The following is an 849-nucleotide window of genomic DNA, read 5'->3' on the forward strand; positions in this document are numbered from 1 at the left end:
AATTAGTGGAGTATCATTAATAGTATTTTTAGTCTTATTTCTCTTTTATAAAAGAAATGCATTCAAAAACACATTTTCACAAACAGCAACTTTAAAAGAAAAAAGTATTGTGTTAGGTATTGGTCTGGTTTCTTGTTTATTTTTTACAACATTTATAACAAATAATCAGGCAGAATGGTCTAAAAATAGATACAATGCTGAAATATCAAAATCGGGAATTTATTCATTTTTTGCTGCCTTCAGAAACAATCAAATGGCATACAATGAGTTTTATACTTCTGTAAATAACAAATCGGCTTTTGCTATTATTAGAAATAAATTGAGCGATAAAAACAGTAAATACCAATCAGAAGGATTATCTATTCACAGAACAATAACAGACACAACTAACCAAGAGCCAAGTAAAAAGAATGTAGTATTTATTTTGGTTGAAAGTCTTAGTGGTAGTTTTATGAACGAGTTTGGAAATAAAGAAAATATTACACCTTTTTTAGACAGTTTAGCTCAAAAAAGTGTGTTTTTCGACAATTTATATGCCACAGGAACTAGAACCGTTCGTGGTATGGAAGCAATGACACTTTGCATTCCACCAACACCAGGTCAAAGTATCGTAAAACGTCCAGAAAATCAAAACCTATATACCGTTTCAAATGTTTTTAAAACCAAAGGATATAACTCAAATTTCTTTTATGGTGGCGATGGTTATTTTGATAATATGAACGCGTATTTTGGTGGCAACGGATTTACAATTTATGATCGTGGACGAGGTAGCGTTTTAAGTGATAAAATTAAAACCATCCGAAATAATATTAATGATAATGAAGTAACCTTTGAAAATGCTTGGGGAAT

1 protein-coding gene is annotated in these 849 nt (G+C 30.3%); it reads left to right on the forward strand.

Going from position 1 to position 849, the window contains the following annotated elements; translation table 11 throughout:
• A partial coding sequence (locus DNC80_RS15700; protein ID WP_182652022.1) for an LTA synthase family protein occupies positions 1-849 on the forward strand: 849 nt, incomplete at both ends.

This window comes from Flavobacterium sp. SOK18b, assembly GCF_014156605.1.
Taxonomy (GTDB): Bacteria; Bacteroidota; Bacteroidia; order Flavobacteriales; family Flavobacteriaceae; genus Flavobacterium; species Flavobacterium tiangeerense.